At 48.3% G+C, this 15,109-nt stretch carries 11 protein-coding genes and 1 pseudogene; 9 read left to right on the top strand and 3 right to left on the bottom strand.

Annotated features, from left to right (window positions below; translation table 11 throughout):
- Positions 1 to 7 precede the first annotated feature (7 nt).
- From KNV97_RS15020 to KNV97_RS15000, 5 genes are all read left to right on the top strand, one after another.
- Complete coding sequence (locus tag KNV97_RS15020) at positions 8 to 622, top strand: YfgM family protein (RefSeq protein ID WP_136483489.1); 615 nt, start codon at positions 8 to 10, stop codon at positions 620 to 622.
- 12 nt (positions 623 to 634) lie between these two features.
- Positions 635 to 1,795, top strand: a complete 1,161-nt coding sequence (gene bamB / locus KNV97_RS15015; protein WP_218562248.1) for an outer membrane protein assembly factor BamB — start codon at positions 635 to 637, stop codon at positions 1,793 to 1,795.
- Between the two features lie 176 nt (positions 1,796 to 1,971).
- Positions 1,972 to 3,456, top strand: a complete 1,485-nt coding sequence (gene der, locus KNV97_RS15010) for a ribosome biogenesis GTPase Der (protein ID WP_136483491.1) — start codon at positions 1,972 to 1,974, stop codon at positions 3,454 to 3,456.
- Positions 3,457 to 3,534: 78 nt separating this feature from the next.
- Positions 3,535 to 4,419, top strand: coding sequence for an alanyl-tRNA editing protein (locus KNV97_RS15005; RefSeq protein ID WP_218562247.1), 885 nt, complete (start codon positions 3,535 to 3,537; stop codon positions 4,417 to 4,419).
- A gap of 354 nt (positions 4,420 to 4,773) precedes the next feature.
- Positions 4,774 to 4,998: a zinc ribbon domain-containing protein gene (locus KNV97_RS15000; protein ID WP_136483493.1), complete on the top strand. Its 225-nt coding sequence runs from the start codon at positions 4,774 to 4,776 to the stop codon at positions 4,996 to 4,998.
- On the opposite strand, the pseudogene xseA reads toward KNV97_RS15000, so the two are convergent.
- Positions 4,999 to 6,355: pseudogene (xseA, locus tag KNV97_RS14995) on the bottom strand (exodeoxyribonuclease VII large subunit).
- Between the two features lie 198 nt (positions 6,356 to 6,553).
- Here xseA and guaB point away from each other — a divergent pair.
- Together guaB and guaA are read left to right on the top strand one after the other, a co-directional pair.
- On the top strand, positions 6,554 to 8,017 hold the full coding sequence (gene guaB, locus KNV97_RS14990) for an IMP dehydrogenase (protein WP_136483495.1): 1,464 nt from the start codon (positions 6,554 to 6,556) through the stop codon (positions 8,015 to 8,017).
- A gap of 146 nt (positions 8,018 to 8,163) precedes the next feature.
- Positions 8,164 to 9,717 carry a glutamine-hydrolyzing GMP synthase gene (gene guaA, locus KNV97_RS14985; RefSeq protein ID WP_136483496.1) on the top strand — a complete coding sequence of 518 codons (1,554 nt, stop codon included), beginning with the start codon at positions 8,164 to 8,166 and terminating at the stop codon, positions 9,715 to 9,717.
- Between the two features lie 409 nt (positions 9,718 to 10,126).
- Here the strand turns inward: guaA and KNV97_RS14980 are convergent, their stop codons facing one another.
- Positions 10,127 to 10,840, bottom strand: a complete 714-nt coding sequence (locus tag KNV97_RS14980) for a GNAT family N-acetyltransferase (RefSeq protein WP_218562246.1) — start codon at positions 10,838 to 10,840, stop codon at positions 10,127 to 10,129.
- Positions 10,841 to 10,932: 92 nt separating this feature from the next.
- On the opposite strand from KNV97_RS14980, the gene pdxR reads away from it, so the two are divergent.
- Entirely contained in the window at positions 10,933 to 12,420 is a 1,488-nt protein-coding gene (pdxR, locus tag KNV97_RS14975) for a MocR-like pyridoxine biosynthesis transcription factor PdxR (protein ID WP_218562245.1), read from the top strand.
- Between the two features lie 96 nt (positions 12,421 to 12,516).
- Here the strand turns inward: pdxR and KNV97_RS14970 are convergent, their stop codons facing one another.
- Positions 12,517 to 13,125 carry a TetR/AcrR family transcriptional regulator gene (locus KNV97_RS14970; RefSeq protein ID WP_218562244.1) on the bottom strand — a complete coding sequence of 203 codons (609 nt, stop codon included), beginning with the start codon at positions 13,123 to 13,125 and terminating at the stop codon, positions 12,517 to 12,519.
- Between the two features lie 93 nt (positions 13,126 to 13,218).
- On the opposite strand from KNV97_RS14970, the gene KNV97_RS14965 reads away from it, so the two are divergent.
- Complete coding sequence (locus KNV97_RS14965) at positions 13,219 to 14,100, top strand: SDR family oxidoreductase (protein WP_218562243.1); 882 nt, start codon at positions 13,219 to 13,221, stop codon at positions 14,098 to 14,100.
- Positions 14,101 to 15,109: the final 1,009 nt, after the last annotated feature.

The raw sequence follows: 15,109 nt of genomic DNA, 5'->3' as shown, positions 1-15,109 counted from the left end.
ACAGGAAGTGGAACTCTACGATACTGAAGAACAACAAGTTGAAGCGATCAAAGATTGGTGGAAAGAGAACGGTAAAGCCGTCATCTTTGGCGCAGTGATCGGCTTGGGTGGTCTGTTTGGCTGGCGTTTTTATCAGGACTCTGTCTCTGAAGCGCAGGAAGCCGCATCCGCAAGTTACACGGCCGCAATGACGACTCTGGCCTCGAAAGGTGCAGAGGGCGAAGCTGACGTACAGCAATTTATTGATGGCAACAAAGAATCTGAATACGCCGTGCTGGCAGCGCTGCAACTGGCTAAAGTGCAGGTTGAAGCGAAGCAGCTTGATGAAGCTCTGGCGCAACTGAAATGGGCCCAGTCAACCACCCAGGACGCAGCGCTGAAACCGGTGATTACTTACCGTGTGGCTCGCGTGCTGGCAGAGCAGGGTGACTACTCAGCGGCTCTGAGTGAGCTGGACAGCATCACTGAAAACGGCTGGACCGGTCGTGTGGCTGAATTGCGCGGTGATATCGCCCTGCGCAGCGGTGACAAAGCCGGTGCTTATGCAGCTTACAGCGAAGCGCAGCAGGCGGATGACGCAAGTCAGACTCTGCAAATGAAACTGGATGACCTGGCCAAATAAGGGCACACCTTGATGAAAAAAATGTTCAACAAAGTGCTCCTGTCTGCGGCTGTCGTAGGTTTACTGGCCGGCTGTGCTGGAGAAGAAGAAAACATCATCATGGCGCCTGTGCCGGTGGTGAAAAGTGCATTTACACCTGAATCTCAGTGGAGCAGCTCCGTGGGTGACGGTGTCGGTCATTACTTCTCAAAGCTTGCGCCGGATTACGCGTACGATAAAGTGTTTGTCGCCAGCCGTGACGGGGAAGTGAAAGCGCTCGATCCGAAAAGCGGTAAAACCCTATGGGAAGCGGAACTGGAGCACAATGACACTCCGGCTCGTTTGTCCGGTGGTATCAGCTCGGCGTACGGCCAAATCTATCTTGGCAGTGAAAACGGTGAAGTGATCGCGCTTGATGAAGAGAGCGGTAAACTGGCCTGGCGCGTCAGCGTGGAAGGTGAAGTTCTGGCGGCTCCGGTCGCTGACAGTAACCTGGTGCTGGTTAATACCAGCCGCGGCGCTCTGGTGGCGCTCGATCCGGAAAGCGGTGAACAGCAATGGACCATCAGTACTGAAGTACCAACCCTGACTCTGCGTGGTGACAGCCGCCCGGCTACGGCTTCCGGCGGTGTGTTCTGGGGGACATCTGCCGGCCGTCTGGCGGCCGCGATCATTGAACGCGGTCAGATGATTTGGCAGCAGCCGGTTGGTCAGCCGAAAGGCGCAACTGAGATTGATCGTCTGGTCGATGTGGATTCATCGCCGCTGATCATCGGTGCGACCCTGTACACGATTGGGTTCAACGGTCAGCTGATTGCGATTGACCTGCGTTCGGGTAAACCGATGTGGAAGCGCAATTACTCATCTGCGATTGATCTGGCGAGTGACGGTTCAAACCTGTTCCTGGTGACGGATAAAGATCACGTGGTGGCGGTTGATGCGCGCAGCGGTACTGAGCTGTGGAGCAACGATAAATTGCAAAACCGTCAGCTGACGGCGCCGACTCTGATCGATGGTTACCTGGTGGTCGGTGACAGTGAAGGTTATCTGCACTGGATTGACCGCAGCAGCGGTGATTTTGTTGCCCAGCAACTGGTGGACGACAGCGGTTTCGCTGTGGCACCGCTGGCACTCGATGACGGTTATCTGGTGATGACCCGCGACGGCGACATAAAGAAACTCAAGATCAATTAATAATTCGTGATATAATTCACAAAAGGCTCCTGGCTGGTAACGGCCAGGAGCCTTTTATTGCCCGGATTATTATCCGTCTAGTCAAAACAAACTTGTGGTTATAGTTAAAAATTTAACGCTTGGGCTCGAGTGTTTACCTATAACTACATAAGAAATAAATCATTGTAGAGGTTGTTATGATACCTGTAGTTGCTCTTGTTGGGCGTCCTAATGTAGGTAAATCGACACTGTTTAACCGACTCACCCGCACACGAGATGCACTGGTAGCGGACTTTCCTGGTCTGACCCGTGACCGTAAGTATGGTCAGGCAAAACTGGGTGAGCATGAATTTATCGTCATCGATACCGGCGGTATCGACGGCACCGAAGAAGGTGTGGAAACTAAAATGGCTCAGCAGTCTCTGGCTGCGATTGATGAAGCCGATGTCGTCCTGTTCCTGGTTGACGGCCGTGCCGGTCTGACTGTGGCAGACGAAGCGATTGCTGCCCACCTGCGCCGCGTTGAAAAGAACGCTGTGCTGGTGGTGAACAAAGTGGATGGCATTGATGCAGATGCAGCCAGTGCGGAATTCTGGCAACTGGGCGTGGACAACATGTACCAGATCGCTGCGGCCCACGGTCGTGGTGTCGGCGCGCTGATTGACCGCGTGCTAAGTCCTGTGGCTGAGCAGATGCAGGAAGAGCAGGCCCAGCTGAACGATCTGACCGGTATGGTCGACGTAGAAGAAGAGCAGCTGGATTACACCGAAGAAGAAGCCGAGCAAGCGTATCAGCGCCTGCAGGATCAGCCAATCAAACTGGCGATCATCGGTCGTCCGAACGTGGGTAAATCGACCCTGACCAACCGTATCCTCGGTGAAGAGCGTGTGGTGGTGTACGATATGCCGGGTACGACGCGTGATTCGATTTATATCCCGATGAAACGCGATGAACGTGAATACGTTCTGATCGACACCGCGGGTGTCCGTCGCCGTAAGCGCATCAACGAAACGGTTGAGAAGTTCTCTGTGGTCAAAACCCTGAAAGCGATCGAAGATGCCAACGTTGTGCTGCTGGTGGTTGATGCGCGCGAAAACATTTCTGACCAGGATCTGAGCTTGCTGGGCTTTGCTCTTAATGCCGGTCGTTCAATCGTGATTGCGGTTAACAAGTGGGACGGCCTGGACATTGACGTCAAAGAGCGCGTTAAGAAAGAGCTGGATCGTCGTCTGGGTTTCGTTGACTTCGCCCGTATCCACTTTATCTCGGCCCTGCACGGTACAGGTGTTGGTCACCTGTTTGAATCGGTGCAGGAAGCGTATCGCTCGGCAACGACCCGTGTTGGTACGTCAGTTCTGACCCGTATTATGAAAATGGCGACCGACGATCACCAGCCGCCAATGGTACGCGGACGCCGTGTGAAGCTGAAATACGCGCACGCCGGTGGTTACAACCCGCCAATCATCGTGATTCACGGTAACCAGGTGAACGAACTGCCAGATTCGTACAAACGTTATCTGATGAACTATTACCGTAAGTCGCTGGACATCATGGGTACTCCAATTCGTATTCAGTTCCAGAACAGCGAAAACCCGTTTGAGGGTAAAACCAATAAGATGACGTTATCGCAAGAGCGTAAACGTAAGCGTCTTATGACCATGATGAAAGGTCGCAAAAAATAAACTCAAGCCCGGCAATCGCCGGGCTTTTTGCTATCTTAAGCGCCGAGTTTTTCCATTTCGTTTTGCAGAGAAGTTATTATGTCTTACACCCCAACCCAGATTACTTTTACTCAAGCTATTTTCAGCCTGTCGAGCCCGGTACAGAAGATTCAGCTCCAGGGCGACCAGTTGTATGTTGTTACCGCGCGGACCCCGTTTCATCCGGTCAGCCACATCTGGCCGGATCATCCTGCAGATCGTGGCACCCTGAGCACGGCTCAGGCGAGCTATGCGGTGACGGATTGCCAGGTGGGGGCGATTGAACTGGCGAGCGGCGAGCTGTATGTCGGTCAGGCGATCCCGGTTAAACGCGATGAACCGGGCTGGGTGTTTGTAGTGGTGCATGTGATTGAGGCGTCTGACAGCATAGTCAGCGTCGGTGAGGACGTGGTACTGAGTGTGGATGAGGAGTACCAACACAGTTTGAGCCGCGGTCACAGTGCCGGTCATCTTGCCTATCTGGCGCTGAATAAGGTGCTGGCCGCTGGCTACTGGCGTAAAGATGCCGAACGGAAAGACCCGCACGGCCATTGTGATTTCAACAGTTACGCTCAGGTCACCAGCTTTGTTGACCAGGATAGCTGCCTGGATACTTACCGCCTTGGTAAAACACTCCGTAAAAGAGGTTTAAACAGTGATAATATGCTGCTGGATCTGGCTGAAATAGAGAATAAGGTTAATCAGCAGTTAGCGAACTGGCTGGCGATCGAGGCGCAGATCACTATGCGCTGCGAAGGGGAACATCTGACCGATTCCCGTTACTGGCAGTGTGATCTGCAGGAGGGGAATCTGGCCGTGATCCCTTGTGGCGGAACGCATTCCGCGAGTCTGACCGAGTTTAGCAGCCTGCAGGTTCGGCTGACGCAGCGCGATGAGCAGCATATCGAAATGCACACTCGTGTAAATCATACTTCGGAACAATGATCTTTTTATTAAATTCTGTTATTTGATCTAATTAAATTTATTTTAAGACTTTAATCCTGTTTAAAATCCAAATGCAGAATATGTAACTTATGCTTTCGGTGTGTGGTGATATAAATGTTCTTTTCGGGGTAGATCGCTGATCAAGATGTAGAAAGCATAAGATCAGGTGACGATCTTTGTCTGCTCAGCATAGCAAGCACTGGGGTAAAAAATAGGCATAGCAGCAGCGCTTGTGATAAAGATCATGGATTGCAGTTCTGAGATCACACAGGATGAGCTCAGGGTAAATTGAGTCAATCAGATCGGGTGGGGAATAACCAGGCTGGTGTGACAGGCAGCAGAAGAGGAAAGCGTATGAACAATAGTTGTCCCCGCTGTAAGCAGGAGCTGGAATGGGATGGGCATTATTACTGCAAGCCGTGTCAGTGCTATTTTGACAAAGTCGGATTTTGTCCGGATTGCGCTGCTGCAATGGAAAAATTGCAGGCATGTGGTGCGGCAAGCTATTTTTGCAACCAGTGCAATGAGCTGAAATCCAAATCACGGGTACGATTTGAATTTCAGCGGGCGAAAGCGTGATTACTCGGCGATGGAATAGATCTCGCCATCGGCTAAACGGGTCACCAGACGGTCGCCCGTTTGCACATCCTGTGGCTGGCGTACAATCTTGCCGTGTTCGGTTTGGGTGATAGAGTAGCCACGCGATAGAGTTGCCAGCGGACTGACGGTATTGAGCTTGTCGGCCAGACGGGCAAAGCGGTGTTGTGAACGGGTCACCAGGCGTTGCATCGCCTCCTGCAGCGCTCTCTCGCGCAGAGCCAGAGTGTATTTCTGCTCGCGCAGGGTTTTATCCGGTGATTGCAGCTCTAAACGGTGCTGCTGTTTGTTGAGGTGCTGACGGATACAACTGAGCTGGCGCTGCGTGGCGCGCTCAAGGCGCATCGTAAGCTCATCGAGTTGCTGCTGCTGACGCTGCAGACGATACATCGGATGTTGCTTGTCGAGACGGTACTGCAGGCGGCTTACCTGAGCTTTGTGCCCGGCAAAGTAGTGGCGCATTGCGCTGGCCAGTTTATGCTCAAAGCCCTGAAACGCCTGTTTCTTATGGCTGTTGTCGCGGCTGACCAGTTCAGCAGCAGCAGACGGCGTCGCGGCGCGCACATCGGCGACAAAGTCGGCAATGGTGACATCAATTTCATGCCCGACCGCACTGATGATCGGGATCTGGCTGGCGGCGATAGTCCGCGCGACAATCTCATGGTTAAAGCACCATAGATCTTCCAGCGAACCCCCCACCACGACCTACGATCAGCACATCACATTCGGCACGGGCATTGGCCCGGCCGATGGCCTGGGCGATACTGATTGCCGCCTCTTCACCCTGCACCAGAGTCGGGTAGATGATAACCGGCAGGCTGGGATCGCGTCGTTTGAGTACGTTGAGAATATCGTGCAGGGCTGCACCGGTTTTGGAGGTAATAATACCGACACAGCGCGGATGTTCCGGCAGAGGCTGCTTCAGCGTGTGGGCAAACAGGCCTTCACCGGCCAGTTTCATCTTCAGCTGTTCAAATTCCTGCTGCAGACGACCATCGCCTTCCGGTTGCATACTTTCAATAATCAGCTGGTAGTCGCCACGCGGTTCGTACAGCGACAGACGGGCCTTGACCAGTACCTGCTGACCGTTTTGCGGTTTAAAGCGCACCATACGGTTATTGCCTTTGAACATGGCACATTTTACCTGGGCGCGGGAGTCTTTAAGGGTCAGATACCAGTGACCGGAAACCGGTGCGGAGAAGTTGGAGATTTCACCAATCAGCCACACCACGCCCATTTCATTTTCCAGTAATAAACGCACTTCAGCATTGAGGCGTGAAACGGTGTAGATGTTTTGATTAGTCAAGGAAGGCTCGCTAAGTTTCTCAGACGTGAGTATGGAAGTTAGCGGCAATATAATACATATCAAGGGGGGGAATGCAAATAAAAAATGAAAAAACGTGTGGTCAAACGATTGCTCTGGGCGTATAATGCGTCCGCAATATCTAATCCAAATACAGCACTGCTGTAACTCATTATGCGAAACGATGAGGCTTGGATTGTTCTTTTTACTCCTATTAATTGTGAGATATTGCAAATGCTAAGAATTGCCAAAGAAGCGCTGACATTCGATGATGTACTACTTGTGCCAGCACACTCCACCGTTCTCCCAAATACAGCTGATCTTCGCACTCAGCTGACGAAAAACATCCAACTGAACATCCCAATGATTTCTGCGTCGATGGATACCGTGACGGAAGCTCGTCTGGCTATCGCTCTGGCTCAGGAAGGTGGCATTGGCTTTATCCACAAGAACATGTCTATTGAGCAGCAAGCTGCTGAAGTTCGTACCGTGAAGAAATTCGAAGCGGGCGTGGTAACGGATCCTGTCACCGTCAACCCTGACGCGACTATCGCTGATGTGGTTGCTCTGACTGAAAAACACGGTTTTGCCGGTTTCCCGGTCGTCACTGAAAGCAACGAGCTGGTAGGTATCATCACGGGTCGTGACGTACGTTTCGTCACCGACCTGAACAAGAAAGTGTCTGTTGTGATGACTCCAAAAGAGCGTCTGGCTTCAGTGAAAGAAGGTGCAACCCGCGCAGAAGTGCAGGAAAAAATGCACGAAGCACGTGTTGAGAAAGTTCTGGTTGTTAACGACGACTTCCAACTGACCGGTATGATCACCGCAAAAGACTTCCACAAAGCCGAGCGTAAGCCACATGCATGTAAAGATGCACGTGGTCGTCTGCGCGTTGGTGCTGCTGTGGGTGCTGGCGCGGGTAACGAAGCACGTGTTGCAGCCCTGGTTGAAGCGGGGGTTGACGTTCTGTTGATCGACTCTTCACACGGCCACTCTGAAGGTGTTCTGCAACGTATCCGTGATACTCGCGCAACTTACCCTGACCTGGACATCATCGGCGGTAACGTTGCAACAGCGGCTGGCGCGAAAGCGCTGATTGAAGCTGGCGTGAGCGCAGTAAAAGTGGGTATCGGCCCTGGCTCTATCTGTACGACTCGTATTGTCACTGGTGTGGGTGTGCCTCAGATCAGCGCGATCGCAGATGCTTCAGAAGTGGCGAACCAATACGGTATCCCGGTTATCGCTGACGGCGGTATCCGTTTCTCGGGTGACATCTGTAAAGCTATCGCGGCCGGCGCATCTTGCGTAATGGTTGGTTCTATGTTCGCGGGTACTGAAGAAGCACCGGGCGAAGTGATTCTTTACAACGGCCGTTCTTACAAAGCTTACCGTGGCATGGGGTCTCTGGGCGCGATGTCTCAGGGTTCTTCTGACCGTTACTTCCAGTCCGACAACGCGGCAGACAAGCTGGTTCCTGAAGGCATTGAAGGTCGTATCGCATACAAAGGTCGTCTGAAAGAGATCGTTCACCAGCAAATGGGTGGTCTGCGTTCAAGCATGGGTCTGACTGGCTCTGCAACGATTGAAGATATGCGTACTAAAGCTGAATTTGTTCGTATCTCTGGTGCAGGTATGCAAGAGTCTCATGTACATGACGTACAAATTACCAAGGAAGCGCCAAACTACCGTCGCGGTTAAGTGATGATGATGTGGCCAGTGTAAAACTGGCCATGTTTTTTCTGCTTATACCCTTGAGGTAAACGTTTGCTTTTCCCTTGAAGCATTAAGAAGAGGCGGGTACACTCGCCTCTGTTTTAATAACCTAGCTTATAAGACTGCTCAAAATGACTAAAAATATTCATGACCAACGTATTCTGATCCTGGACTTCGGTTCTCAGTACACTCAGCTGGTAGCTCGTCGTGTCCGTGAAATCGGTGTTTACTGTGAACTGTGGAGCTGGGACGTTGAAGAAGCGGATATTCGTGAATTCAATCCGGACGGTATCATCCTGTCTGGTGGCCCGGAAAGCGTGACTGAACTGAACTCGCCACGCGCACCTCAATACGTATTCGACTCAGGTGTTCCTGTACTGGGTGTATGTTACGGCATGCAAACCATGGCAGAACAACTGGGCGGTAAAGTCGCTGGCTCAAACGAGCGTGAATTTGGCTACGCACAGGTAAAAGTATCTGGCGAGTCTGCGCTGTTTAAAGATCTGGCTGAAACACAAGATGTGTGGATGAGCCACGGTGATAAAGTCGTTGAGATCCCTGCTGACTTCGTGAAAGTGGGTGAGACCGACACTTGTCCTTACGCGGCCATGGCCAACGAAGAGAAGAAATACTACGGCGTACAGTTCCACCCAGAAGTAACTCACACCAAACAAGGTCAGCAGATGCTGGAAAACTTTGTGCTGGGTGTGTGTGGTTGTGAACGTCTGTGGACTTCTGAGTCAATCATCGAAGACGCAATTGCTCGCATTAAAGAGCAAGTGGGCGACGACGAAGTGATCCTGGGCCTGTCTGGCGGTGTTGATTCATCTGTGGTTGCGATGTTGGTTCACCGCGCTATCGGTGACAAGCTGACGTGTGTATTCGTAGACAACGGTCTGCTGCGCCTGAACGAAGGTCAGCAGGTGATGGATATGTTCGGCGATAAATTCGGCCTGAACATCATCAAGATTGATGCGGAAGCTCGCTTCTTGAAAGCGCTGGAAGGCAAGTCTGATCCGGAAGAAAAACGTAAGACCATCGGTCACGTGTTCGTGGACGTATTTGACGAAGAGTCGAAGAAACTGGCCAACGCGAAATGGCTGGCACAGGGCACTATTTACCCTGACGTTATCGAGTCTGCGGCATCAAAAACCGGTAAAGCACACGTTATCAAATCGCACCACAACGTAGGTGGTCTGCCAGAAGACATGCAAATGGGTCTGGTTGAGCCGCTGCGTGAGCTGTTCAAAGACGAAGTTCGTAAGATCGGCCTGGAACTGGGTCTGCCATACGAAATGCTGTACCGCCACCCGTTCCCAGGTCCTGGTCTGGGCGTACGTGTACTGGGCGAGATCAAGAAAGAGTACTGTGACCTGCTGCGTCGCGCGGACGCTATCTTCATTGAAGAACTGCATGCCGCCGATCTGTACAACAAAGTATCGCAAGCGTTCACTGTATTCCTGCCAGTTCGCTCTGTTGGCGTAATGGGCGACGGCCGTAAGTACGACTGGGTTGTCTCACTGCGTGCAGTGGAAACCATCGACTTCATGACCGCGCACTGGGCGCACCTGCCATACGATTTCCTGGGTAAGGTTTCCAACCGTATCATCAACGAAGTTGACGGCATCTCACGCGTTGTTTACGACATCTCTGGTAAGCCACCAGCGACGATCGAGTGGGAGTAGGGCTAGCCATAAATAAGCTAATAAAGCCTTTTGTAAATAAATGAAATGCCAGTCAGTTTTACTGACTGGCATTTTTTATGGATTTTTGCTTTCCTCAAAACTTTGCAGAGGTATTTGGTTTCTTCGCAGTGATGTTCATTGTGATGCTGGCCTTCTATTTTTTGGGGCAGTGGCTGTATAATTACAACGACTAGAAATAGCTTTATCTACGCGAAGTCTGATTATGTCATGAACTTAAATGGCTTGAATGTAAGTGTTCAAAAAGCCTTATGATATTAACGACGAAAAGAAGCGCAAACATCATTACATTTATGGGCGTTAGATGATTTTTGGATTTTTGGCATCGATGACTTAAACATGAACACTACAGATTGGGGGGGACGGTCTTGATGCTTAAGTTCAGATGGAACTAAAGTGTGTTGATGAGGTCTGCCAGTTTATTTAGTTGTTGACCTGACTTGTCGAAGTTTTGTGGAGCTAGCCAATTTTGATATGCAGATTTAAGCATTGAATATTCACAGTCGAGAAGTGAATACCAAGCGGTATCTCTATTTCGTCCTTGAGTGACCTGTAGTTGGCGGAAGATGCCTTCAAAGGTAAAACCAAAACGTTGAGCAGCAGCTCTTGATGGCTCATTTAAAGCATCACATTTCCATTCCAAGCGACGATACCCCAACTCTTCGAAAACATATTGAGATAAGATAGCCATGACTTCCGTAGAGATTGGTGTTCTTTGCATCCTAGGAGAATAGACTAGATGACCAATTTCTATTACTCCATTCGCAACATCCATCCGCATTAAAGCAATGGTTCCAACTGGCTCGTTTGTTGAGAGATCAATCACTGTATAATGGAATGGATCACTTAGACCTTCCATCGTCAGTAAAAACTGTCGGTACTCATCACAAGAGCTAAATGGCCCATAGGGAAGGTAAGTCCAATGACGTGCGTCGGGGCTATCTTTAAATGCTTCATAAAGTGCTTCAACGTGCTTTGTTACATCTAAACGCTCTAAACGACAAAATCGTCCTAAAAATGCGGTTTTCTCTGGTAGTTCAGCCTCTGTCCACTCTGTTAAATCTTCGCCGATAGGTTGTTGAAATTCGTTAAATCGAACGGTCATCTTATTTCCCTTTTTGTTGCAAGCGACAACTAATATAGAAAAACAGTGATATGATAAAAAGTACCACTAGAGATGAACTTTATGGTACCACGATGATTGATATAATAGGCGTTCTCGATCCACAAGCTAAAACCCCCACGGGTAAAAAGCTTTCCCTGCAAAAACAATTAGTCGAGCGTTTACAGCAAGCCATTTTGTCCGGTCGGTTACCCGCAGGTACTAGACTAAGTTCAACACGTGCTTTAGCTAGCGATCTTGGTGTATCACGCAATACGGTCGTTCTTGTCTATGAACAGTTAACAGCGGAGGGGTTCATTATTGCAGAGAAGCAAGGTACTAAGGTGGCTAGCTTAAGTCTCCAAGCGGCACAAAGACGCTCTGCCAAACACCTAGCAAAAGGAACACCAGTCAGCCTTGCTACAAGGTGGGATGAGTTCGCACACAAAAAACACACAACTGAAATCAATAATGCGTCACTCGCACCTGGAATTCCTGCCTTAAATGATTTTCCATTGACGGCTTGGCGTCGCTCGTTAGAACGTGCATCTAAGCAGCTTAATCAACATTTATTATTGAATCACGATCCGCTAGGCGAACCTTCGTTAAAGCAGGCTATCGCCAATCATTTGCATATTTTACGAGGAGTTCAATGTGAACCAAACCAAATCGTTATCACCGCAGGTGCACAGCAAGCTCTTGATGTCTGCATTGCATTAATCACCGACCGACAAGATACGGTGTGGATCGAAGATCCTTGCTACTCTGGCGCCAAATCTGTTTTGAGCAAACATGATCTAAATGTGGTCCCTATCCCTGTCGATAAGGAAGGTATTAATGTATTTAGCTCTGCCAACCTCTCTCGTATCAGCCAGCCGCGATTGATATTTACCACACCAGCGCATCAGTATCCAACGGGTGCTGTTCTCTCTGTTTCGCGCCGACTTGATCTCATTGAATATGCCCAGAAAATAGGATCTTGGATTATTGAAGACGATTACGACGGCGAGTTTCGGCATTTCGGTTCTCCCATTTCTAGTATGCAAGGATTAATAGAAAATGCGCCTGTCATCTATATTGGTTCGTTTAGCAAAACAATGTATCCCTCGTTAAAAATCGGTTTTATGGTTCTTCCTAAAAATCTTATAAATCAAACTCGTTCAATACTGGCAGCGGTTTTAAAAAGTGGTAATCAGATTGAACAATTGGCATTGGCCAATTTTATGACCTCTGGTGAATTTGGACGCCATCTTGGTCGGATGAAGCGTATTTATAGGGAGCGACAGAAAGTGCTGAGGGCTGTGCTTTCTCAACATTTTCCAGAAGATTGGATTCTTGGTGGCTTTGCTGGCATGCATTTGACATTACAGTTACCATCAACTCTCGATGATACACATATTGCTAAAAAAGCACAGGAATTCGGTATTGCGGTACATGCGCTGTCTCCATTTTATAGTGAAGATCACGGCAATCATCGCGGACTCGTCATTGGTTATGGAAATACTCACAAGGATAAAATCCCCGATGCAGTCAATATTGTTTCAAAGCTAGCAGCATTGAATACATTGGGGCCTACGAGCTGAGTAGAGAACAAGGCTCGGTTGACACTCAATGCCGGAAAAAGTCAGTCGGTGTAAAAAATGAGCTCCTTTGCAGGAATTCTGAACTGACGTAAACCGTCATCCCAACATAGAGAAAGCGACGAATAATATCTTCTTCACAGTTTGAGGATCTTCTCCATGAGCCAGCAGTGTCGAAGCATTAATCAGCTGCGCATCGATATAGATAGCTGCAAACTCTGGAGACATATCTGCAGAAAACTCTCCTTTGTCCTTTGAACGTTTTACCCATTCTTTGAAAGTAGATAAACCTTGCTCCTCAAGAAAATCAACTTGTGCGAGTGTTGCTTCGCCTAAGTGCATTCGCGATTCACGCATTTTTATAAAAAGGCATCCCATTGGGGATTCATGATGACAATTTGCTGACGTGGCAAATGACACAAGGTTATCAAGCGCTTCTCGAAACGGAGAGTCACTATTTAACATCTGTTGTACAGGGCTTAGTATTTGTTCTTGATACTTGATAAGAACCGCTTTCATTAAGCCATCTTCATTTGAAAATTCACGATAAAGACTAGGCTTCGATATACCCGATCTTCTGCAAATTTCATTAATAGATAAACTACTTATGTCCTCTTTCCAATAAGAATCCATTGCGATATCTAAAACATGATCACGATCTAAGGTCTTTGGTCGCCCCCTTGAAGGCTTCACTGGATTTGAATTCATTTTTGTACCAACTGGTATTTTAAGTTGACAGGGTTTTCTTTCACTCTTATTGTACCGAATGGTACTTAATTGGCAAATAAATAGGAAAGACAAATGAGTGAAACAAAGAAAAGCATCGTGATTACAGGAAGCAGCAGTGGCTTTGGTCAAAAATCAGTAAAAGATTTTGCCGATAAAGGCTACCAGGTGTTCGCCACTATGCGCAGTCCAGAAGGTAAAAATGCTACAGTTAGAGCAGAGTTGGAAGCGTATAGCGATTCAATCCAAGTTGTTGATATGGATGTTACCAGCGACGAATCAGTCAAAAACGCCATTGCGGGCGTACTAAATAAAGCGGGGAAAATTGATGTTTTGCTAAACAATGCTGGCGTAATGTACCTTGGTATTACCGAAGCATTTAGTATTGATCAAGCTCGCGAGCAGATGGAAACCAACTACTATGGCGCTATGCGCACTATTCTGGCCGTTTTACCTGCGATGCGTGACGCTAAGTCTGGTCTTATCATCAATACCTCATCCATGGTTGGCCAAATTTCAGCTCCTTATTTCTCTACCTACGCTGCAACCAAACATGCTTTAGAAGGCTACCTTCAAGGTTTACGCTACGAAGTAGCGCCATTCGGTATCGATGTCGCCATCGTACAACCTGGTCCATTCCCAACAGGTTTAAGCGCATCAGGGCAACAACCATCACGTATAGACATACTGGACAGCTACGGTGAATTGGCAAACATCCCAGCCTCCATGTTCGAAGAATTCGGTAAATTTATGCAGAGTGATCAAGCACCTGATCCACAAATGGTCGTAGATGCTTATTTAGCTCTCGCAGACATGCCTGCTGGTAAGCGCCCAACACGCACACCTGTTGGCTTAGTTTGGGGGGTGGATGAAATTAACGGTGCCAAACAACCTATTCAAGACCGTGTTTTGACAGAAATGCAACTAGACAAAGTTCTAGGCGGCGCTGACGCATAATTTGCGATTGCAAGGGCAAACTTTTTTGCCCTTGTAGCGAGTTATGTCATAACACAACTAAATTTTTCGGTAGGATTCCAGTAACAATTCTTAGATCTGATATGCAAGAATTCTCAGCCTGGGCCAAAGCAGAACTAAAACGTCGACGAGCAGCAAAAAATTAAAAAAATTCTTTGCATGGTATCGATGATGGTATCGGCGAAGGTAGTATTTCTAACTAGCTGTTATTTAGTTAGATTTCATGCTTGTTGATATTCGAGTGGGAGTAGGGCTGATTATAAATAGCTAATCAGGTCTTAGAAAATAAATGAAAAGTCAGTCAGTTTCTGACTGGCTTTTTTATGGTTTCTCACTTCATCCTCAAAATCTTGCGGAGGTATTTGGTTTCTTCGCAGTGATGTTCATTGTGATGCTGGCCGTTTGGCAAATGTAAGTAGTTAAGAAACACACGGGCCGATGATGGAGCCCCGGCCATCATTTCATATACATCAAACCGATCATCATTATCACAGAGTTGAAGACTGATCTTCTGTGGTAATTCTGGACCAAGCCTTGCTGAACCTTATGGTCTAAAAGGGTTCTGTCAGATTAGGAAAAGTATATTGATTCCTTGATCGTTTGTATGGCATCGCAGCAACATACCGTTATATAGGTCTTATTCTTCCTTTCACTCATAAATTGCAGAACATGTCTGTATAGCTGCAAGTGTTCAACTAGGTTCATAATCTGTCATCAAGAAAAGTCGGTCAATAACTGACTTAAGAAAGTGGTCAGGAATTAAATGCGAAATGATTTCGGGGCAAAGACGTGTCACATTGGATCGTACTGATACACCACTGGTAAAACCAGTTTAGGTTCGCGTCAATGCGGCTAGTTCAGAGTAGCGATTACCCAACTTAAAGCCGAATGGCTTGCCTTTTGTACGCAAATGAAAATAATTAGTATTATCACCATTAATGTGTACTATAAGCATGAAAAATGGTTCTCCATCTAACATTTAAATAAACTA

The sequence above is a fragment of the Vibrio ostreae genome (genome assembly GCF_019226825.1).
Classification (GTDB): domain Bacteria; phylum Pseudomonadota; class Gammaproteobacteria; order Enterobacterales; family Vibrionaceae; genus Vibrio; species Vibrio ostreae.
The sequence above is the reverse complement of the archived record's forward strand: the minus strand, read 5'-3'. Positions and strand labels throughout refer to the sequence as shown.

What these genes read in the sequence shown, in the direction of transcription:
- guaA (WP_136483496.1), top strand. Translation starts at nt 8,164, where the DNA reads ATGACTAAAAATATTCATGACCAACGTATTCTGATCCTGGACTTCGGT.
- KNV97_RS15005 (WP_218562247.1), top strand. Translation starts at nt 3,535, where the DNA reads ATGTCTTACACCCCAACCCAGATTACTTTTACTCAAGCTATTTTCAGC.
- bamB (WP_218562248.1), top strand. Translation starts at nt 635, where the DNA reads ATGAAAAAAATGTTCAACAAAGTGCTCCTGTCTGCGGCTGTCGTAGGT.
- KNV97_RS14980 (WP_218562246.1), bottom strand. Translation starts at nt 10,840, where the DNA reads ATGACCGTTCGATTTAACGAATTTCAACAACCTATCGGCGAAGATTTA.
- pdxR (WP_218562245.1), top strand. Translation starts at nt 10,933, where the DNA reads ATGATTGATATAATAGGCGTTCTCGATCCACAAGCTAAAACCCCCACG.
- KNV97_RS15000 (WP_136483493.1), top strand. Translation starts at nt 4,774, where the DNA reads ATGAACAATAGTTGTCCCCGCTGTAAGCAGGAGCTGGAATGGGATGGG.
- guaB (WP_136483495.1), top strand. Translation starts at nt 6,554, where the DNA reads ATGCTAAGAATTGCCAAAGAAGCGCTGACATTCGATGATGTACTACTT.
- KNV97_RS14970 (WP_218562244.1), bottom strand. Translation starts at nt 13,125, where the DNA reads ATGAATTCAAATCCAGTGAAGCCTTCAAGGGGGCGACCAAAGACCTTA.
- der (WP_136483491.1), top strand. Translation starts at nt 1,972, where the DNA reads ATGATACCTGTAGTTGCTCTTGTTGGGCGTCCTAATGTAGGTAAATCG.
- KNV97_RS14965 (WP_218562243.1), top strand. Translation starts at nt 13,219, where the DNA reads ATGAGTGAAACAAAGAAAAGCATCGTGATTACAGGAAGCAGCAGTGGC.